The organism is Tardiphaga sp. 215_C5_N2_1 (genome assembly GCF_052076055.1).
Taxonomy (GTDB): domain Bacteria; phylum Pseudomonadota; class Alphaproteobacteria; order Rhizobiales; family Xanthobacteraceae; genus Tardiphaga; species Tardiphaga robiniae.
Genome location: NZ_CP197240.1, coordinates 4,454,089 through 4,473,217 on the forward strand (window position 1 = coordinate 4,454,089; position 19,129 = coordinate 4,473,217).

General features: G+C 61.0%; 20 protein-coding genes. 12 read left to right on the top strand and 8 right to left on the bottom strand.

Annotation, left to right across the window (positions count from 1 at the left end; all coding sequences use genetic code 11):
* Nucleotides 1–7 precede the first annotated feature (7 nt).
* The 4 genes from mnmG to hemJ all read right to left on the bottom strand — a co-directional run bounded on the left by mnmG (nucleotide 8) and on the right by hemJ (nucleotide 5,700).
* The gene (mnmG, locus tag AB7828_RS21195) at nucleotides 8–1,879 is read right to left on the bottom strand and encodes a tRNA uridine-5-carboxymethylaminomethyl(34) synthesis enzyme MnmG (protein ID WP_441231081.1); all 1,872 of its coding nucleotides are present in this window, start codon (nucleotides 1,877–1,879) and stop codon (nucleotides 8–10) included.
* Nucleotides 1,880–2,167: 288 nt separating this feature from the next.
* Nucleotides 2,168–3,502 (bottom strand): tRNA uridine-5-carboxymethylaminomethyl(34) synthesis GTPase MnmE, encoded by a 1,335-nt coding sequence (gene mnmE / locus AB7828_RS21200; RefSeq protein ID WP_441231082.1) that lies wholly within the window; start codon nucleotides 3,500–3,502, stop codon nucleotides 2,168–2,170.
* 235 nt (nucleotides 3,503–3,737) lie between these two features.
* The gene (gene rho, locus AB7828_RS21205) at nucleotides 3,738–5,003 is read right to left on the bottom strand and encodes a transcription termination factor Rho (RefSeq protein WP_068730228.1); all 1,266 of its coding nucleotides are present in this window, start codon (nucleotides 5,001–5,003) and stop codon (nucleotides 3,738–3,740) included.
* A 274-nt stretch (nucleotides 5,004–5,277) separates the two neighbouring features.
* Nucleotides 5,278–5,700, bottom strand: coding sequence for a protoporphyrinogen oxidase HemJ (gene hemJ / locus AB7828_RS21210; protein ID WP_439065423.1), 423 nt, complete (start codon nucleotides 5,698–5,700; stop codon nucleotides 5,278–5,280).
* Between the two features lie 472 nt (nucleotides 5,701–6,172).
* Between hemJ and AB7828_RS21215 the strand changes: the two genes are divergently transcribed.
* Genes AB7828_RS21215 through dnaQ form a run of 4 tightly spaced genes read left to right on the top strand, consistent with a single transcriptional unit; the run spans nucleotide 6,173 to nucleotide 8,967 of the window.
* Entirely contained in the window at nucleotides 6,173–7,012 is an 840-nt protein-coding gene (locus AB7828_RS21215; protein WP_089263669.1) for a pyruvate, water dikinase regulatory protein, read from the top strand.
* Nucleotides 7,009–7,617 carry a Maf family protein gene (locus AB7828_RS21220; protein WP_309941539.1) on the top strand — a complete coding sequence of 203 codons (609 nt, stop codon included), beginning with the start codon at nucleotides 7,009–7,011 and terminating at the stop codon, nucleotides 7,615–7,617. Before AB7828_RS21215 ends, AB7828_RS21220 begins: the two co-directional genes overlap by 4 nt.
* Before the next feature lie 16 nt (nucleotides 7,618–7,633).
* The gene (gene coaE / locus AB7828_RS21225; RefSeq protein WP_184512508.1) at nucleotides 7,634–8,233 is read left to right on the top strand and encodes a dephospho-CoA kinase; all 600 of its coding nucleotides are present in this window, start codon (nucleotides 7,634–7,636) and stop codon (nucleotides 8,231–8,233) included.
* Nucleotides 8,234–8,265: 32 nt separating this feature from the next.
* Entirely contained in the window at nucleotides 8,266–8,967 is a 702-nt protein-coding gene (dnaQ, locus tag AB7828_RS21230; RefSeq protein ID WP_089263111.1) for a DNA polymerase III subunit epsilon, read from the top strand.
* Between the two features lie 61 nt (nucleotides 8,968–9,028).
* Here the strand turns inward: dnaQ and secB are convergent, their stop codons facing one another.
* The gene (gene secB / locus AB7828_RS21235; protein ID WP_068730233.1) at nucleotides 9,029–9,508 is read right to left on the bottom strand and encodes a protein-export chaperone SecB; all 480 of its coding nucleotides are present in this window, start codon (nucleotides 9,506–9,508) and stop codon (nucleotides 9,029–9,031) included.
* A gap of 504 nt (nucleotides 9,509–10,012) precedes the next feature.
* Here secB and AB7828_RS21240 point away from each other — a divergent pair.
* The 3 genes from AB7828_RS21240 to AB7828_RS21250 are packed head-to-tail and all read left to right on the top strand — an operon-like array spanning nucleotide 10,013 to nucleotide 13,030.
* On the top strand, nucleotides 10,013–10,708 hold the full coding sequence (locus tag AB7828_RS21240) for a Tim44/TimA family putative adaptor protein (protein ID WP_068730234.1): 696 nt from the start codon (nucleotides 10,013–10,015) through the stop codon (nucleotides 10,706–10,708).
* On the top strand, nucleotides 10,686–12,437 hold the full coding sequence (locus tag AB7828_RS21245) for an MltA domain-containing protein (RefSeq protein ID WP_441231083.1): 1,752 nt from the start codon (nucleotides 10,686–10,688) through the stop codon (nucleotides 12,435–12,437). Before AB7828_RS21240 ends, AB7828_RS21245 begins: the two co-directional genes overlap by 23 nt.
* Complete coding sequence (locus AB7828_RS21250) at nucleotides 12,434–13,030, top strand: Smr/MutS family protein (protein WP_441231084.1); 597 nt, start codon at nucleotides 12,434–12,436, stop codon at nucleotides 13,028–13,030. Before AB7828_RS21245 ends, AB7828_RS21250 begins: the two co-directional genes overlap by 4 nt.
* Nucleotides 13,031–13,077: 47 nt before the next feature.
* Here AB7828_RS21250 and hslU read toward each other — a convergent pair whose 3' ends face one another.
* Genes hslU through hslV form a run of 3 tightly spaced genes read right to left on the bottom strand, consistent with a single transcriptional unit; the run spans nucleotide 13,078 to nucleotide 15,601 of the window.
* A complete protein-coding gene (hslU, locus tag AB7828_RS21255; RefSeq protein ID WP_441231085.1) occupies nucleotides 13,078–14,379 on the bottom strand; it encodes an ATP-dependent protease ATPase subunit HslU in 1,302 nt (433 codons plus the stop codon).
* Between the two features lie 41 nt (nucleotides 14,380–14,420).
* The gene (locus AB7828_RS21260; RefSeq protein ID WP_441231086.1) at nucleotides 14,421–15,032 is read right to left on the bottom strand and encodes a DUF2585 domain-containing protein; all 612 of its coding nucleotides are present in this window, start codon (nucleotides 15,030–15,032) and stop codon (nucleotides 14,421–14,423) included.
* Complete coding sequence (hslV, locus tag AB7828_RS21265; protein WP_068730238.1) at nucleotides 15,029–15,601, bottom strand: ATP-dependent protease subunit HslV; 573 nt, start codon at nucleotides 15,599–15,601, stop codon at nucleotides 15,029–15,031. Before hslV ends, AB7828_RS21260 begins: the two co-directional genes overlap by 4 nt.
* 201 nt (nucleotides 15,602–15,802) lie before the next feature.
* On the opposite strand from hslV, the gene hisB reads away from it, so the two are divergent.
* Genes hisB through hisF form a run of 5 tightly spaced genes read left to right on the top strand, consistent with a single transcriptional unit; the run spans nucleotide 15,803 to nucleotide 19,105 of the window.
* The gene (gene hisB / locus AB7828_RS21270) at nucleotides 15,803–16,396 is read left to right on the top strand and encodes an imidazoleglycerol-phosphate dehydratase HisB (RefSeq protein WP_441231087.1); all 594 of its coding nucleotides are present in this window, start codon (nucleotides 15,803–15,805) and stop codon (nucleotides 16,394–16,396) included.
* A 31-nt stretch (nucleotides 16,397–16,427) separates the two neighbouring features.
* Nucleotides 16,428–16,958 carry a DUF2628 domain-containing protein gene (locus tag AB7828_RS21275; RefSeq protein WP_089263100.1) on the top strand — a complete coding sequence of 177 codons (531 nt, stop codon included), beginning with the start codon at nucleotides 16,428–16,430 and terminating at the stop codon, nucleotides 16,956–16,958.
* Nucleotides 16,955–17,605, top strand: a complete 651-nt coding sequence (hisH, locus tag AB7828_RS21280; RefSeq protein WP_068730241.1) for an imidazole glycerol phosphate synthase subunit HisH — start codon at nucleotides 16,955–16,957, stop codon at nucleotides 17,603–17,605. Before AB7828_RS21275 ends, hisH begins: the two co-directional genes overlap by 4 nt.
* Nucleotides 17,602–18,333: a 1-(5-phosphoribosyl)-5-[(5-phosphoribosylamino)methylideneamino]imidazole-4-carboxamide isomerase gene (hisA, locus tag AB7828_RS21285; RefSeq protein WP_120288087.1), complete on the top strand. Its 732-nt coding sequence runs from the start codon at nucleotides 17,602–17,604 to the stop codon at nucleotides 18,331–18,333. The genes hisH and hisA overlap by 4 nt, the downstream gene beginning before the upstream one ends.
* 10 nt (nucleotides 18,334–18,343) lie before the next feature.
* Nucleotides 18,344–19,105 carry an imidazole glycerol phosphate synthase subunit HisF gene (hisF, locus tag AB7828_RS21290; RefSeq protein ID WP_320446115.1) on the top strand — a complete coding sequence of 254 codons (762 nt, stop codon included), beginning with the start codon at nucleotides 18,344–18,346 and terminating at the stop codon, nucleotides 19,103–19,105.
* Nucleotides 19,106–19,129: the final 24 nt, after the last annotated feature.

Below are 19,129 nucleotides of genomic sequence, written 5' to 3' on the forward strand. Positions count from 1 at the left end.
CAACCAATTAGGCCAAAGCAGCCTTCGGCTTCCGTGCTTCGCGGCGGAGATAGGCCGCGAGAATGGCCAATGCGGCCGGAGTCATACCATCCAGACGTCCCGCCTGCCCCACCGTGTGCGGAAGCGCGGCCTTGAGCTTGGCCCGGGCCTCATTGGACAGTCCGGGGACCGCATCATAGTCGACATCCACCAGCGAGAGACCCTCGTCACGGCGAAAAGCTTCCACATCCGCGGTCTGACGCTTCAGATAGACATCATATTTGGCATCGATCTCGATATGGGTGCCGATCGCTGGGTCAATGGCCGATAATTCTGGCCAGATCCGGGTTACAGTGGCCCATTCGGTCTCGGGGTAGGAGAGGAGATCGAAGGCAGAGCGACGCTGACCGTCGTGATTGAGCACCAGACCATGCTTCGCCGCCCCGTTAGGAGTGATCGAAAGCGCCTGCGTGAGCGTCTTACCGACGGTGAGGGCTTCCATCTTGGCGCCATGCCGGACCGAACGAGCGCTGCCGACACATCCCAGGCTGATACCCTTGTCGGTCAGGCGCTGATCGGCATTGTCGGCACGCAGCGTGAGACGATATTCGGCCCGCGAAGTGAACATCCGATAGGGCTCGGTAATCCCGCGGGTGACCAGATCGTCGATCATCACGCCGAGATAGCCATCGGCGCGATCGAATACGGTCAACTGGCTACCGCTCGCCACCAAAGCCGCATTCAGACCGGCGACGAGACCCTGGGCGGCGGCTTCTTCGTATCCTGTGGTGCCATTGATCTGCCCGGCCAGAAACAGGCCAGGGACGCGCTTGGTCTGCAGCGTCGGATCGAGTTCGCGGGGATCGACGTGGTCATATTCGATCGCATAACCCGGGCGGGCCATTCGGACCCGCTCGAGACCGGGGATCGAGGCCAGGATCGCAGCCTGAACCTCCTCGGGCAGTGAGGTAGAGATGCCGTTCGGATAGACCGTGGAGTCATCGAGGCCTTCCGGCTCCAGGAAGATCTGGTGACCATCGCGATCGCCAAAGCGGACGATCTTGTCCTCGATGGACGGGCAATAGCGCGGCCCTGAGCTCTTGATCTGGCCGGAATACATCGGCGAGCGATGCACATTGGCCCGGATCACCTCATGGGTCGCCTGTGTAGTGCGCGTGATGCCGCACTGAATCTGCGGATTGGTGATCCGCTCGGTCATGACCGAGAACGGCTCCGGCGGATCGTCGGCGGACTGCATCTCGACCCCGGCCCAGTCGATGGTGGTCCCATCGAGCCGCGGTGGCGTGCCGGTTTTGAGCCGTCCGAGGGTAAAACCGACGCGCTCGAACGCCTTGGACAGGCCGAGTGCGGGAGCTTCATCGATCCGGCCAGCGGGCCAGTTCTTCTCTCCGAGATGGATCAGGCCGCGCAGAAAGGTCCCAGTGGTGATGACCACCGATCCGGCGGAGAGTTCGCGGCCGTCGGCCAGACGGATGCCGGTGACTCGACCATTGGCCGTGAGCAAATCGTCGGCTTCGCCCTCGATCACGCTCAGATTCTCGGTCGCCACGATCGCCGCCTGCATCGCTGCAGCGTAAAGCTTGCGGTCCGCCTGGGTGCGCGGGCCGCGGACGGCCGGGCCCTTCTTGCGATTGAGCATGCGGAACTGGATGCCGCCGGCATCGGCGACGCGCCCCATCAACCCGTCCAGCGCATCGACCTCGCGAACGAGATGGCCCTTGCCCAGCCCACCGATGGCGGGGTTGCAAGACATCGCCCCAATGGTCGCAAACTTGTGCGTGACCAGTGCAGTCTGCGCGCCCATACGCGCAGCACCAGCCGCGGCCTCGCAGCCGGCATGGCCTCCCCCGATTACGATGACGTCGAACTTGTCCTGCATGGCCGCAGCTTCTAGCGCGGGTGCCGCCGGGATTGAAGAGAAATCCACAGGCAGCGTTTCACGTGAAACAACAGTGTCTTTGGAAGAATGGAGGCCGGACTGTTTCACGTGAAACACATTCTTCTTCGGCCATCATTGCGAGAGTCCTGTCTTCTGCAAATCAGCTACCCGGCCTTCTGGATTGCTTCGCTCCGCTCGCAATGATGGTTGAAATCTCTATGCTTTTACCGAAAGTTCCACGCCCGGGTTGATTCAATATTCATTTCATTAAAAATGAACAAAGAAATATTACTTACCTATACAAAAATCCCGGAAGATGCTATCCAGGATGTCCTCTACATCGACACGCCCAAGCAACCGTCCTAATTGCTGCGATGCAGCACGCATATCCTCGGCAACGAATTCTTCGCCTTGTTCAGCCGATGCTGCAGCATGCTGCAGCAAATCCGACGTGCTGCGCAGCAAAAGACGTTGCCGCTCCCGGGTAATCAGCCCGGCCTCACCGCTCCCGAAGTACCGACCGGCGAAATCGACCAGCAGGGCCAACAGTTGTGCGAGGCCATCGCCACGCTCTGCTGAGATGGCGATCAACAAGTCTGGCCCGGCCGACGCAGTCTGGATCAGATCGACCTTGTTCCGGACCACCCAGACCGGCGTCTCAGATTCCGCCAGCCATTGCTCTGGATGAGATGCCCCTGCGCTGGAGTCCACCAGCCACAGCACCAGATCCGCTTCGGCCGCCCGAGCCCGCGCCCGGCGCACGCCCTCCCCCTCCACCGGATCGGCCGTCTCCCGAATGCCGGCGGTGTCGATGATAGTTACCGGATAACCGTCGAGGTTGAGCTGCACCTCGATAACGTCCCGGGTGGTGCCGGCATGCGGTGAAACAATTGCCACGTCGCGCCGGGCGAGCTGATTCATCAGCGTCGATTTGCCGACATTGGGCTGGCCGGCGATCGCCACCACCAGACCGTCACGCAACCGCTCGCTTCGACCCTGCGCCGCCAGCACGTCCTCAATCTCCCGATGCAGCGCCGATGCTTTCGCCAAAGCCGGCGCCAGCAATTCGGCGGATACGTCGCCCTCGTCGGAAAAATCGATACCGACTTCGACCAGAGCCAGCGCCTCGATGATCTGCTGTCGCCAGTTGCGCGCCTTCTCGCCGAGCAGTCCCCTGAGTTGCCGCAGCGCCTGACGCCGCTGTCGGTCGGTATCGGCGTGAATCAGATCGTCGAGACCTTCCGCCTCGGTCAGGTCGAGCTTGCCGTTCTCAAACGAGCGGCGCGTGAATTCGCCGGGCTCCGCCGGCCGCAAGTCGTCGATGGCGCCCAGGGCCTCAAACAAAGAAGCCAATACCGCGCGCCCGCCGTGGATATGAAACTCGGCAATGTCCTCGCCGGTCGCGCTTGCTGGCCCCGGAAACCACAGCACCACCGCATCGTCGATCGGGCCGAGCCGGTCATCCGAGAGGAGAACATGGGTGGCCATCCGCGGCGCCGGCAGCTTCCTTGCCAAACGCGTCAGCGCCTCACCTGCCTGAGGACCTGACACGCGGACAATCGCAATCGCCGTCGGCGGGCGCCCGGAGGACAAAGCGTAGATCGTCTGGTCGCGTGGATGCATCGCCTATTTGCCGACGGGGGCGATGCGATGCAATGGGGATTCTGAACCCAGAATCCCGAGATGTTTAAAACAATCCGGGATTCAGGGTCTGTACTTCGGCCGACTTCGCCGACCTCCGTACATCCCGGAATGACGGTCAACGGCCAGTACAAAGAACCGACACAAAAAAACGCCGCTGCTTTCGCAACGGCGCATTTTGCAGTCCTGCAGCTGTTCGCTCGAACAGCCCCGAAACTTACGTATTCATCGAATCGAAGAATTCCGAGTTGTTCTTCGTGTTGCGGAGCTTGTCGAGCAGGAAGTCGATAGCGTCCATCGTGCCCATCGGATTGAGAATGCGGCGGAGCACATACATCTTCTTGAGGAGCTGCGGATCGGTGATGAGCTCTTCCTTGCGGGTGCCCGAGCGCGAGATATCGATCGCCGGGAAAGTCCGCTTGTCCGAGACCTTGCGGTCCAGGATGAGTTCCGAGTTACCGGTGCCCTTGAATTCTTCGAAAATGACTTCGTCCATACGGCTACCAGTATCGACCAGCGCGGTGGCGATGATGGTCAGCGAGCCACCTTCTTCCACATTACGGGCGGCACCGAAGAAGCGCTTCGGACGCTGCAGCGCATTGGCGTCGACACCGCCGGTGAGCACTTTGCCGGACGACGGGACCACGGTGTTGTAGGCGCGGCCGAGACGGGTGATCGAATCCAGCAGGATGACGACGTCGCGGCCATGTTCGACCAGGCGCTTGGCCTTCTCGATCACCATTTCGGCGACCTGAACGTGACGCACCGCCGGTTCGTCGAAGGTCGAGGAGACGACCTCACCCTTCACCGAACGCTGCATGTCGGTGACTTCTTCCGGACGTTCGTCGATCAGAAGAACGATCAGATAGCATTCCGGGTGGTTGGCGGTGATCGAATGCGCGATGTTCTGCATCAGCACGGTCTTACCCGTACGCGGCGGCGCGACGATCAGTGCGCGTTGACCCTTGCCGATCGGCGCGACGATGTCGATGACACGCGCGGAGAGATCGCGGCGGGTCGAATCTTCCAGCTCGAGGCGGAAGCGCTGGTCCGGAAACAGCGGGGTGAGGTTGTCGAAATTGACCTTATGCTTCGACTTCTCGGGATCTTCGAAGTTGAGCGTATTGACCTTGAGCAAAGCGAAATAACGTTCGCCTTCCTTCGGGCTGCGGATATGGCCTTCGACCGTATCGCCAGTGCGCAAGCCGAAGCGGCGGATCTGCGAGGGCGAGACGTAGATATCGTCCGGGCCAGGCAGGTAATTCGCATCAGGCGACCGCAAGAAGCCGAAGCCGTCGGAGAGAACCTCGACGACACCTTCGCCGATGATGTCGGTTTCCTTGATCGCCAGCTGCTTCAAGCTCGCGAACATCAGCTCCTGCTTGCGCATGGTGCTGGCATTTTCGACCCCGAGCTCTTCCGCAAACGAGACAAGCTCGGCTGGCGTCTTGGCCTTGAGGTCCTGGAGTTTCATTTCCCGCATTGGGAGGGATCCTGTGGAAAGTCGGGGAGGGAGCGCGAGGTAGCCAAGACGGATGCGGACGCTGGAAAAGATCAGGAAAGTCCGCAGGTCTCTGGCCAGGAAGTCTTGAGCGAGGAAGGTGCTGAAGGAGCTTCAAACCTGATGCGGTGGCCGGTTCAAAAAGCGAAACCGGTACAAACCACATCCGCCTGCGTGGGGTGGGATAACGCGAATATAGAAAATCGCAGGGTGTCGCGCAAGGAGCCGAAACGGCGGTTGTGATGACAAATTTGGCCTAGAACGGCTTCACGATCACCAAAATGACGATCAGGATCATCAAAATTGTCGGTACCTCGTTGATAATTCGATAAAATTTCGAAGTCCGCGTATTTTTGTTCTGAGCAAAATCACGCACCCGGGCACTCAGGAAGCCATGAACGCCAGACATCAGCAGCACCAGCGTCAGTTTGGCGTGAAACCAGCCCGAGCTGAACCAGTGACCGGCCCAGGCGAGATACAGGCCGAGGATCCAAGTGACAATCATCGCCGGATTGATGATCGCCTTGAGCAGGCGACGCTCCATCACCTTAAAGGTTTCGGATTGCTTCGAGCCGATCTCCGCATCGCAGTGATAGACGAACAGTCGCGGCAGATAGAGCATGCCCGCCATCCAGGAGATGACGGCGATCACATGCAACGCCTTGGCCCATTCATACATTCGAAAGTTCTTTCCAGCATCACTGCGTCACACCGCACGTGCAGACACCGGAACATTTCACCGGAAAGCCGCGTTGCAGGACGCGCCGATACAGAGCGGATCACCGCACTATCCGCAAGCCATCCTTCTCTTAAATAATATTTATAGAATCTTAGGTTTGAGTCTAAGTGACAGTGGATTTCAGCCGCCCAAAACAATCCCGGAACTGTCCCACGCTTATGCACATGGCCACGTGATTTCTCCAAAGCGGCCTGCATGCAAGTTCGATATGCAGCGCAAAGGCTTACCGTCGCCGTGCACTGGATTATCCCAAGACAAACCCGGATAACCCCATTATCATTCAGAGCAGCCTCAGAGCTTTTCCTCTTCATGAGCCCTGTGAAGAAAAAACCGAGTTATCCCGGGCCCGCTGAGGCGATGGTCGATTTCCCGGAAAAGCTCCACAGAGATTCACAGGACATACACGATCATGGTGCCCACCACCGGCAGCTATTTTCATCTTCATCTGGTCTCCGATTCGACCGGTGAGACGTTGATCACGGTGGCCCGCGCCGTCGCGGCGCAATATGCCAACGTCACCCCGGTCGAACATGTCTACCCACTTGTCCGCAGCCAAAAGCAACTCGATCGTGTGCTTTCCGAAATCGAGGAAGCGCCGGGCATTGTTCTCTTCACGCTGCTGGAAAAAGATCTCGTCGGCCGGTTGGAAGCCAAGTGCCAGGAGATCAACAGCCCGAGCCTGTCGATCATCGGGCCAGTGATGCAGCTCTTTCAGGCTTATCTTGGTGCGTCGACCACCGGCCGCGTCGGTGCGCAGCACACGCTCAACGCCGAATATTTCAAGCGTATCGACGCGCTGAATTATTCGATGATGCATGACGACGGCCAGCATGTGGAAGGCCTCGAAGAAGCGGACGTGGTTCTGGTCGGCGTTTCGCGCACATCGAAGACACCAACATCGATCTATCTTGCCAATCGTGGTGTGCGCACGGCCAATGTGCCGCTCGTCCCCGGCATCCCCATTCCCCATCAGCTTGAGACGTTGAAAAATCCGCTGGTGGTCAGCCTGCACGCGACGCCGGAGCGCTTGATTCAGATTCGCCAGAACCGGCTTCTCAGCATTGGTAGCGATACGGCCAATGACGATTATATCGATCGCCAGTCGGTCACGGACGAAGTCACCTATGCGCGCAAGCTTAGCGCCAAATACGGCTGGGCTTTGTTGGAAGTGACACGTCGCTCCATCGAGGAAACCGCGGCAGCCATCATGAAACTGCTGGCCGATCGCCAGCGTCAGAGGATGTCCGAATGACCATTTGGCGTGGCGTGCAACCACTGATCCTGGCGTCGCAGAGTTTGGCGCGTCGTGAGTTGCTGGCGAATGCTGGCATTACGTTTGATGCGATGCCGGCGGATATCGACGAGCGCGGCATCCAGCAGAAATCCGGGTTGAAGGCGCCGGGCGAGATCGCAGCCTTGCTCGCCGAGCGGAAGGCGGCCTTTATCTCGCTGCGTCATCCCGGCCGCTATGTTCTTGGCGCCGATCAAATCCTGGCGCTCGGGGATCGGATGTTCAGCAAACCCGCCGGACGCGAACAGGCGGCCGAACAACTTGCGATCCTCGCCGGTCGGACCCACGAATTGCATTCAGCGCTTGCCGTCGTTTGCGATGGTGCGACGTTGTTCTCCAATGTCTCCGTGGCGCATATGACCATGCGCAAGCTGGATGATGCGGCGATCAATGCCTATCTGGACGCTGCGGGCGACAAGGTGACGACGAGTGTCGGCGCCTATCAGCTCGAAGGTCTGGGTGTGCATCTGTTCGAGCTGATTGAAGGCGATCACTTTACCATTCTCGGCCTGCCGCTGTTGCCGCTGTTGAGTTTCCTGCGGGGCGAAGAGATGATCGCGATCTGATTTTTATGAGGAATTGATGCGCGTATTGGGGCTGACCGGTTCGATCGGAATGGGGAAATCCACCACGGCGAAGTTGTTCATGGAAGCCGGCGTGCCGGTCTATGACGCCGACGCCACCGTGCACATGATCTATGAGGGCGAAGCTGCACCGCTGATCGAGGCGGCGTTTCCCGGAACCACCGTGAATGGCAAGGTCGATCGCGCGAAGCTATCGCCGCTGGTGGTGCACGATGCCGCCGCGATGAAGAGGCTCGAGCAGATCGTGCATCCGCTGCTCGGCGCCTATCACAGAAAATTCCTGGACGATGCAGAGAAGTCGGGTGTGCCGGTGGTAGTGGTCGATGTGCCCCTGCTCTATGAAACCGGCGGAGAAAAGCGGGTCGATGCGGTAGTCGTCGTGTCCACCAATCCCGAGCAGCAGCGCGAGCGCATCCTGGCGCGCGAGGGTATGACGGCCGAGAAACTCGACGCCATTCTGGCGCGGCAGCTGCCTGACGCCGAAAAGCGCAAGCGCGCCGACTTCGTGGTGGATACATCGAACGGATTGGATCCCGTGCGGGAGCAGATCCGTGAAATTCTCGCCGAGGCTGTTAAGATGCCGCAACGGCGACCGTAACCGCCCCCTGATTCGACAACCGGCTTATTGCGATGCGCGAAATCGTCATGGATACCGAAACAACCGGCCTCGATCCCCTCCGGGGCGATCGGCTGGTGGAAATCGGTTGCCTCGAAATTTTCAACCGGATGCCGACCGGCCAGACCTTCCATGTCTACGTCAATCCCGAGCGTGACATGCCTCAGGAAGCATTCAACGTGCACGGGCTGTCGGCCGAGTTCCTGTCGACCAAGCCGCTATTTCACGAAGTGGTCGACGACTTCATGGCCTTCATCGGCGATTCGCCGCTGGTGATTCATAACGGCATGTTCGACCTCGGCTTCATCAATGCCGAACTCGATCGCATCAAGCGCCCGCCGGTGCCGCGCGAGCGTCTCGTTGACACGCTGCTGCTGGCGCGTCGCAAGCATCCCGGTGTGTCGAACAAGCTCGACGATCTCTGCGCCCGCTATGCGATCGACAATTCCCGCCGCACCAAGCACGGCGCGCTGCTCGACTCCGAATTGCTGGCGGAAGTCTATATCGACCTCATTGGCGCCCGGCAGTCGCAACTGATCCTGGCGGACGAAGCGCCTGCGCAGCGCACCGGCAGCATCAATGACGCACCGCGCCGCCAGCGCGAGATCGCACTTGCGCCGCGCGTGACCGAAGCCGATCGCGCCGAGCACCGCGCCTTTGTCGCAACGATGGGCGAGAAGGCAATCTGGAACGAATTTCTGGGAACGCCGTCGTAAAACGACAATGGCCGGGACAAGCCCGGCCATGACGTAAGCTTATTGTTTGGAGCACCCGAACTTAGTTTGCCGGACCAGCGTCGGCTTGAGCCTGACGTTCCAGGTTCTGCCGGTACAGACCGACGAAATCCACGGGATCGAGCATCAGCGGCGGGAAGCCACCATCGCGCACCGCGGTGGCGATGATTTCGCGCGCGAACGGGAAGAGTAGGCGCGGGCATTCGATCATAACCAGCGGGTGCAGGTTTTCCTGTGGCACGTTGACGATGCGGAACACGCCGGCATAGGCCAGTTCGAAAGAGAACAGCACCGAGCCGGCGTTCTCGGCCTTGCCCTCGACCGACAGCGTCACTTCATATTCGCTCTCGGAGAGATTGTTGGCGCCGACATTGATCTGGATATTGATGTTTGGCTGCTGGGCCTGCGGTGCCAGCGAGGCTGGGGCGTTCGGGTTTTCGAACGACAGGTCCTTGGTGTACTGCGCCAGTACATTAAGCTGAGGGGGGGACTGCTCCGGAGGGGTGCCGTTGCCGTTTGCCATCGAAAATTCTCCTGAAGCGCTGCCGGGCGGGTGGAACCGGTTCGTCGCGGGCGTCCGCACGAACGGTCGAATGAGGTGATCGCGGCGAGTGGCTATCATAGGCCTGCGGCACTCGACAAGGATGCCACGCCACAACCTGGACGCTAGAAAATCGCTGGTTTGACCCACCGCTTGGGCATCCAGGTGCAAAACCGGTCATATTCGCCCCGAATTCACGTTAAATGACTGAAAGTGCGGGTTTTCCTCGTTCGATCCGATTTCCTCTGACAGACAAACGCGCTAGAATTTATCGAAACGGTTGCGGTCGAGGCTGCCGGTGCGAAGGCCGCTTTGCCGCAGCCGGACACGATGGCGCGCCATTGGCTGGGCTTAGTTTCATGTCTACATGGAGCAGGTTCGCCCATGACGCGATCTCCCGACCCTGTGGGAGCCGATTTCAGCACCGCGATGGGCGGCATAGTCTTCCGCCGGGCATGCCCGGCACCGATCAGAAAGCAATAAGACGTGGACATTTACACCATCATCTTCCTGGCACTGGCGGTCTTCATTTTCATCCGCCTGCGCAACGTGCTCGGACAGCGCACCGGCGAGGAGCGTCCGCCCTTCGACCGCGCCGCGCGTGATGCTCTGCCGCCCGAAGGCAATGTCGTGCCGATGCCCGGCGGTCCGATCGATCAGGCTGCGCCGGCACCGGCCGCCGACGTCTCTCCCGCCGAGCGCTGGAAGGGCATCACCGAACCGGGCACGCCGCTCGCCGCCGGTCTCGATGCCATCGTCGACCAGGATTCGTCGTTCGATCCGCGCCATTTCATCACCGGCGCCAAGGGCGCCTATGAGATGATCGTGTTGGCCTTTGCCAATGGCGATCGTCGGTCGCTGAAGGATCTGCTGTCATCGGAAGTGTTCGACTCGTTCGACGCCGTCATCAAGGACCGCGAGAAGAACGAGCAGAAGACCGAGACCCGTTTCGTCTCCATCGACAAGGCCGAACTCGTCGGCGCCGAAGTGCGCGATCGCGCGGCACAGCTCACCGTACGTTTCGTGTCGCAGATGATTTCGGTGACGCGCGACAAGACCGGCGCTGTGGTCGACGGCAATGCCGACAAGGTCAGCGACATCACCGACGTCTGGACCTTTGCCCGCGACATCACTTCGCGCGATCCGAATTGGAAGCTGGTTGGCACCGGCAGCGTGCAATAACGCTGCCAGGCTCGGCCGGCTTGCCGCGCTGTGCGTGATTGCTGCTGCGTTGGTCCCTGTCTCTGCAGACGCACGGGTCCGGCGTCACGCCAAGCACGTCAAGAATGATCCTGCACAATTTGTGTATGTGCCGCGGCACAATCCGCCGCGGGAATGGCCGTTCGAATTCACAGGCAGCCAATATGCGCCGGTGAATTGGACCGGTATTGGCGGCTGGAGCGAGGACGATCACCTCCTCGCCTTCCAGGCGTTTCGCACCAGCTGCAAGCCGATTGTTGCTCAACGCAACCCACCAACTGATTCGAAGGCGCTCGGCACCACGCTCCGCGATCCCTGCCGGGCTGCGAGAACTGCCGAGATTTCCGATGGCGCCAAGGCGCGCGCCTTCTTCGAAGACCATTTTCTGCCGCTGCGTATCTCACGGCTCGGCGAGCCTGAAGGTTTCGTCACCGGCTACTATGAGCCGGTGATCGACGGTTCGCGCACGAAGACTGACGTTTACACCGTGCCGGTCTATCGCCGCCCGTCGAATCTGTTTGTGCGCGGCTATCGCCAGTCATCCGCAAGCATGCCAAATGGCGGCGATGTGTTCCGCAAGATTGGCCGTCGCAAACTCGTGCCTTATTATGATCGTGGTGAGATCGAAGACGGCGCCATCGCCGGGCGCGGGCTCGAAATCGTCTGGCTGAAGAGCCAGACCGATTTGCTGTTCACGCAGATCCAGGGCTCGGCGCGCGTTCGCCTCGAAGACGGCGGCACGGTGCGGATCAATTACGATGCGCATAATGGCTATCGCTATACGCCGGTCGGTCGCGTGCTGATTGATCGTGGCATCATTCCGCGCGAGCAGATGTCGATGCAGCGTATCCGGCAATATATGGAAGAGAACCCGGATGCCGCGAGCGAACTGCGTCGGCAGAATCGCTCCTATGTCTTCTTTCGCGAAGTGCAGCTCTCCGACAAGGACGAAGCCGTCGGTGCGCAAGGCGTGCCGCTGACGCCGGGCCGATCCATCGCCGTCGACAAGTCGCTGCATGTCTATGGCACACCGTTCTTCATCGAAGGCGATCTGCCTGTCGACTCGGATACGGCAAAGACGCCGTTCCGTCGTTTGATGGTGGCGCAGGATACAGGCTCGGCCATTGTCGGCCCGGCCCGTGCCGATCTGTATTTTGGGGCCGGCGCAGAAGCTGGCCGAGTCGCCGGCCGGATGCGCCATCCCGCGCGTTTCGTGATGCTGGTGCCGAAGAGTCTCGATCCCTCTGCGCGCGGCCATCACATGCCGCTGCCCGATGCGCGGCCCTCGGAGCGAATCGCAAAGCTGTTTCCACAGACCGAGCTGAAGCCCCCGGAAGTATCGAAGGTCGAAAATCCCGCGATCGACAACAAGGCTGCAGCAAGGCCCGATACGTCCAGGTCTGATACATCGGTCGCGTCGAAATCCGCAGCGCCAACCGTGACAACGACGACGCCATTGCCAGTTGCAAAACCAGCCGCAACTGCAGTCGCTCCGGCATCGCAGCCAGCCGCGGCTACGACAGTGCCATTGCCTGAGGCTCGGCCTGCGGTCGCGCCTCAAGTCGCAGCCGAGGCGAAGTCGCAGAAAAAACCCGAAGTAAAACCTGAAGTGAAGCGGGAAGTGAAACCGAAACGTGCCAAAGCCCGGCACCGCGTGTATCGTCGCGCAGCGAAGCAGCCGCAGTCCCTCTTCCGTTTCCCCTGGCAATGAAGCGTTCACGTCCACCGCAACTCATCGATCCCGTGGCGCCGCGCCGTCGCCGCGTGCTGAGCGACGAGGAGCGCGTGCTGTGGGAACTGGTCGCCAAACAGGTCAAGCCGCTGCGCAAAAAGCGTGTGGTGAAGCCGGAGCCCGCGGAAGACGCGCCAACGCTTGTGAAAGTCGCGGCGCCCAAGAAGATGACTTCGGCACCCCCGGCAGCCCTTAAAACCGCAAAGCCTGCCCCACCGCTCGTGCCGCCTCTGGCGCCGCTCGGCCGTCGCGAACGTTCGCAGCTCTCGCGCGGTCGCAAGGACATCGACGCACGGATCGATCTGCACGGAATGACACAGACGCGCGCGCATCACGCGCTGTCGGCCTTCCTGCATCGCGCCAGCCATGACGGTATGACTTTCGTGCTGGTTATCACCGGCAAGGGCCGCACGACCGGCCCGGAATCCGAACGCGGTGTCCTGCGCCGCCAGGTGCCGCTCTGGCTGGGCCTGCCGGAGTTTCGGTCGCTGGTGGTGGGATTCGAGGAAGCGCATATCGGGCACGGCGGCGCCGGTGCGCTGTATGTGCGGATCAGGCGGGCGCGTTCTTAACCTCTCCCCGCAAGAGCGGGGCGAGGGAGCGAGGTCAGTGCTTCGTCTCACAAAATAAACCGGCTCAGATCCGAATTCTTCGCGAGATCCCCCACATGCTTCTGCACATAGGCGGCATCTATTCGGATGGTCTCGCCGTTGCGATCGGGCGCCGCAAAGGAAATCTCGTCGAGCACGCGCTCCATCACCGTCTGCAAACGTCGTGCGCCGATATTCTCGACGGTTGAATTCACGGCAACGGCAACATCGGCCAGTGCATCGATGGCATCGTCGGCGAATTCCAGCGTCACGCCTTCGGTCTGCAGCAGCGCCACATATTGCTTGATCAGCGAAGCCTCCGGCTCGGTGAGAATGCGGCGCATGTCGTCGCGGGTCAGCGCATTGAGCTCGACGCGGATCGGCAGGCGGCCCTGCAATTCCGGCAAGAGATCGCTCGGCTTGGCGATATGGAATGCACCGGATGCGATGAACAGGATGTGGTCGGTCTTCACCGCGCCGTGCTTGGTGGAGACGGTGGTGCCTTCGATCAGCGGCAGCAGGTCGCGCTGTACACCTTCGCGCGAGACTTCGCCGCCGCTGCGGCCGTCGCGCACGCAGATCTTGTCGATCTCGTCGAGAAACACGATGCCGTTGTTCTCGACCACTGAAATCGATTCCTGCACGAGTGCGTCGCTGTCAAGCAGCTTGTCGGCTTCCTCATTCACCAATGGCTCATGCGCATCTTCTACCCGGAGGCGGCGCGTCTTGGTGCCCTTCCCCATCTTGCCGAAGATATCGCCGATGGAAATTGCGCCCATCTGCGCGCCGGGCATGCCCGGGATTTCGAACATCGAGGGGCCGCCGGAGGACTGAACCTCGATCTCGATTTCCTTGTCGTTGAGCTCGCCGGTGCGAAGTTTCTTGCGGAACGACTCTTTCGTTGCTGCGCTCGCGGTGGCGCCGACCAGCGCGTCGACCACGCGATCCTCGGCGGCGAGCTGAGCGCGTGCCTGGACGTCCTTGCGCTTGCGCTCGCGGGTTAGCGAGATCGCGACCTCGACGAGGTCCCTGATGATCTGCTCGACGTCGCGGCCGACATAGCCGACCTCAGTGAACTTGGTCGCTTCGACCTTGATGAACGGCGCGCCAGCGAGCTTCGCCAGCCGCCGTGCGATCTCGGTCTTGCCGACGCCGGTGGGGCCGATCATCAGGATGTTCTTTGGCAGCACTTCCTCGCGGAGCGATCCGGTCAGTTGCAGGCGCCGCCAACGATTGCGCAGCGCGATCGATACCGCGCGCTTGGCGTCGTGCTGGCCGACGATGAACCGGTCGAGTTCGCTTACGATTTCGCGGGGAGAAAAGTCGGTCATGTCACTCTACGTAAGTTGAGAAGGGCGTGGGGACAAGCGGATCAGATAATGGGTGGGCCGGCCTGCCAGGTTCGGATCGCTTCGAATGGATGAATCAACATGATCACGTTCAAAGTGAGATTGTCGCGAATGTGCAGGCCGACCAGAATCTCGAACAGAAGCGCGATCGCGACGGTCGCGGCGACCGGCAGCTTCCGCGCCAGGATGAAGCCCGTGATCATCGACAGTGTATCAGCCAGCGAATTGACGATGCTGTCGCCGAAATAATCCAGCGACATCGTACCCGCGCGATAGCGTTCGATGATCCAGCTCGAATTTTCCAGCAGCTCCCAGCCGCCTTCAATGAGCATGGCGACGATCAGGCGCGCGATCCAGGACAGTCGTGGAAACAGCAGCCAGGTGGCGGCGTAAAACAGGAAGCCATGGATGATGTGAGAGAATGTGTACCAGTCGGAGAGGTGCTGTGAATTCTCCGAACTCAGCACCACGCCATGCCACAGCTTCACGTAGCCACAGGCGCAGATCGGCAATCGCCCCATCGCATAAAGAAGAGTCGCCTGCAGGGCGAGCAGGCCGAGCGCGATGACTACGCCCTGCTTGACCGAGAGGTCGCTGCCGGACGACGCGCGGGTATTGTGACCCGCGACGGTCATGCCTCCAGCATTTCCAGCGTTACGTTGCGGTTGGTGTAGACGCAGATATCGGCGGCGATATCGAGTGATTTGCGCACGATGGTCTCGGCATCCTGGTCGGTGTCGACCAGCGCCCGCGCTGCCGCCAGCGCGTAATTGCCGCCGGAGCCGATGGCCATCACGCCGGCTTCCGGCTCGAGCACGTCGCCGGTGCCGGTGAGCACCAGCGAGACGTCCTTGTCGGCGACGATCATCATGGCTTCCAGCCGGCGCAGATAGCGGTCGGTGCGCCAGTCCTTGGCGAGTTCGACGGCCGCCCGGGTCAATTGGCCGGGATACTGTTCCAATTTGGCTTCCAGCCGCTCGAATAGGGTGAAGGCGTCCGCCGTGGCGCCGGCAAAGCCGCCGATCACGTCGCCTTTACCCAGTTTACGGACCTTTTTGGCGTTGGATTTGATGACCGTCTGGCCGATCGAGACCTGGCCGTCGCCGCCGATCACGACTTTACCGCCCTTGCGGACGGTCAGGATGGTGGTGCCGTGCCAGACCGGGGACGATCCGTCATGGGAAGCCGAATAAGATGCGTTCATGGAAACCCTCTTGAGCGCCTGATCTAGGCACGGATACCGGCCGTTGCAAATCCGGCGAGGAAGCATAGGCCAGCGGCCGATGGGCGCGGATTCCGGTCACCATAGGCGCAAAGATCGGTCCGGAATCGGCTCTCTCGCGGTAGCGAAGGTGTCATCTCCCTGTTAAAAGGGCGCGTTTTCAGCAGGCGGAGAGGCGTTTTCATGCGCACGGCGACGATCAAGCGCAAGACCAAGGAAACCGATATCGAGGTCTCCGTGAACCTCGACGGTACCGGCGTATCCAAATCGACCACCGGAATCGGCTTCTTTGACCATATGCTCGATCTGCTCGCCCGCCATTCCCGCATCGACGTCACCGTGAAAGCGGTCGGCGACCTTCATGTCGATTTCCATCATACGGTAGAGGATGTCGGTATCGTGCTTGGCCAGGCGGTCAAGCAGGCACTTGGCGACATGGCCGGGATCACCCGCTATGCCTCGGTCTATATGCCGATGGACGAGACCCTGACCCGGGTGGCGCTGGATATTTCCGGCCGGCCGGTGCTGGTGTTCAAGTCCACCTTCCCGACCCACAAGATCGGCGAATTCGACACCGAGCTGGTGCGCGAGTGGTTCAACGCCTTTGCCGGCAATGCGGGCGTGACTTTGCACGTCGAAACCCTATATGGCGAGAACAGCCATCACATTGCCGAATCCTGCTTCAAGGGTCTGGCGCGGGCGCTGCGGGCGGGTGTTGCGATCGATCCGCGCAACGCCGGCGAAGTGCCATCCACCAAGGGTCAGCTCGGCGGCTGATCGGCCTCTACGGTTTCGGGCGGAGTTTGCCATGCCGGTCTACACAGTTCACGCACCTCGCGGTGCCGGCCCTGAGCCGTTTGCGGCAACGGACAAGTTCGAGTTCGTGCGCGATGGATTCCATTTCTGGGCGTTCGTCGCCGGCCTGATCTGGCTGATCTATCATCGGCTGTGGTGGGCACTGCTCGGCTATGTCGTGCTGTCGATCGCCGGCGAAGTCGCGCTGTCGATGTTGAAGGTCGATCTCGGCGCCCGTTTCGTCGTGATGCTGCTGTTCGCGCTGCTGATGGGCTTTGAGGCCGCCAGCCTGCGCCGCTGGACGCTGTCGCGCGGCAAGTGGCGTCAGCTCGATGTGGTCGTCGCCGATAACAAGGATGCCGCCGAGCGTCGCTTCTTCGATCGCTGGACCGCGCAGCACAACGCAGTCAACGATCAGTGGGCGAGCGATCGCGGCGGTCCGCCGCCGACCCGTCACGTTCCCAGCCAGTCTTTCTCACGTCCGCCGTCTCCGGCGCAAAACGACATCATCGGGTTATTCCCGCAACCGGGAGTGACACGGTGAGCGTTGCCATTATCGATTACGGCTCCGGCAACCTGCACTCCGCAGCGAAAGCGTTCGAGCGCGCCGCGCGCAGCATGGATGTGCCGGAGAAAATCATCGTCACGCGCGATCCCGAAGCGGTGTTCCGCGCCGATCGCATCGTGCTGCCCGGCGTCGGCGCCTTTGCGGATTGCCGCAAGGGACTGGATTCGCTGGACGGCATGGTCGAGGCGATGACCGAAGCGGTGCGCGACAAGGCGCGCCCCTTCTTCGGCATCTGCGTCGGCATGCAGCTGATGGCGACCAAGGGCAAGGAACACGTCACGACCGACGGGCTGGGCTGGATTGCCGGCGATGTCGAGAAGATCACGCCGCGCGAAGAGAATCTCAAGATCCCGCATATGGGCTGGAACACGCTCGACATGGTGCGTGAGCACGCGGTGTTGGAGCGCCTGCCGCTTGGGCCGAAGGGGCGCCACGCCTATTTCGTGCACTCCTATCACCTGAACGCGGTCAACGAGGCCGATGTACTGGCGCGCGCCGATTACGGCGGTCCCATCACCGCCATCGTCGGCAAGGACACCGCGATCGGTACGCAATTTCATCCCGAAAAGAGCCAGCGTTTCGGGCTGGCTCTGATTTCGAACTTTCTGAAGTGGAAGCCGTGATTCTCTTTCCCGCCATCGATCTGAAAAACGGCCAGTGCGTTCGCCTTGAGCAGGGCGATATGGCGCGCGCCACTGTGTTCAACCTTGATCCCGCAGCACAGGCGCGCGACTTCGAGACTCAAGGCTTCGAATATCTTCATGTCGTCGATCTCGATGGCGCCTTTGCAGGCAAGCCGGTGAATGCGCAGGCCGTGGAATCGATGCTGAAGGTCATCAAGATGCCGGTGCAGCTCGGCGGCGGCATTCGCGATCTCAAGACGGTGGAAGCCTGGCTCTCCAAGGGCATTACCCGCGTCATCATCGGAACGGCCGCGGTGCGCGATCCAGCTCTGGTGAAGGAAGCCGCGAAGAAATTTCCGGGCAAGGTCGCCGTCGGTCTGGATGCCCGCGATGGCAAGGTTGCCGTTGAGGGCTGGGCTGAGACCTCGACCGTCACTGCGCTGGAAATCGCGCAGCGTTTTGAAGATGCCGGCGTTGCCGCCATCATCTTCACCGACATCGCGCGCGACGGTTTGCTCAAGGGTATCAATTGGGATGCGACGATTGCGCTGGCAGATTCGATTTCAATTCCGGTGATCGCCTCGGGCGGTCTCGCCTCCATCGATGATATCAAGGCCATGCTTGAGCCACGTGCTGCGAAGCTCGAAGGCGCGATCTCCGGCCGTGCGCTGTATGACGGGCGGATTGACCCGGCCGAGGCGCTGAAGCTCATCAAGCAGGCGGCATAAGGACCGAGCCATGTTCAAAGTCCGCGTGATCCCCTGCCTCGACGTCAAGGACGGACGTGTCGTGAAGGGCGTCAACTTCGTCGACCTGCGCGATGCCGGCGATCCCGTCGAGGCTGCGATCGCCTATGACGCCGCTGGCGCCGATGAACTCACTTTCCTCGACATCAACGCCACCCACGAAAACCGCGGTACCATGATGGACGTGGTCCGTCGCACGGCAGAAGCCTGTTTCATGCCGCTGACGGTCGGCGGCGGCGTGCGTACGGTGGACGACATCAAGACGCTGCTGCGCGCCGGTGCCGACAAGGTCTCGATCAATTCGGCCGCGGTGGCCAATCGCCAGTTCGTCAAGGAAGCCGCCGAGAAGTTCGGCGACCAGTGCATCGTGGTGGCGATCGACGCCAAACGGTCTGGCTCGCGCTGGGAGATCTTTACCCATGGCGGCCGCAAGTCGACCGGTATCGATGCCATCGAATTCGCCCAGGAAGTCGTTTCATTGGGGGCCGGTGAAATCCTGCTCACCTCGATGGATCGCGACGGCACCCGTTCCGGCTTCGATATCGAACTGACCCGGGCCATCGCCGACAGTGTCGGCGTACCGGTCATTGCCTCGGGCGGCGTCGGCAATCTCGACCATCTGGTCGAAGGTATCAGGAACGGCCACGCCACCGCGGTGCTGGCGGCCTCGATTTTTCATTTCGGGGAATTTACCATTCGCGAGGCCAAGGAGCATATGGTCCGGGCCGGACTGCCGATGCGGCTCGACCCCTAGGTCAATCTCTGGCAGGAGTCCGTG